The 337-nt window shown below is 35.3% G+C and carries 1 protein-coding gene; it reads right to left on the bottom strand.

The features are described from left to right. Window positions 1–337 (bottom strand): methyl-accepting chemotaxis protein (locus CP960_RS12965; RefSeq protein WP_228152083.1); only part of this gene is annotated, 337 nt, incomplete at both ends.

Genomic DNA, 337 nt, shown 5'->3' with positions numbered 1-337 from the left:
TCTCCTGCTGTTGCTGCTTCTACTGCTGCATTTAAGCTTAAGATATTTGTTTGGAATGCTATTTGGTCTATTACTGTTATTGCTTCATTTATTGAACTTACTTGTTCATTTATTTCATCCATTGACCCTGCTGTTTTACTTGCTAACTCTCTTCCATTTGTTACTGAGCCTCTTACTGTTGTACTTAGTTCTGCCATTTTATTTGCATTATCTGCATTATTTCTTGTTATTGATGTTATCTCTTCTACTGCTGCTGCTGTTTGTTCTAGGCTTGCTGCTTGTTCATTTGCTTTTGCTGCTAGGTTATTCATTGAACTTTTCATTGTATTTGAGTTCC

Source organism: Malaciobacter halophilus (assembly GCF_002837275.1).
Lineage (GTDB): Bacteria > Campylobacterota > Campylobacteria > Campylobacterales > Arcobacteraceae > Malaciobacter > Malaciobacter halophilus.
Note: the sequence above shows the minus strand (reverse complement) of the source record. Positions and strands in the feature narration are given on the sequence as shown.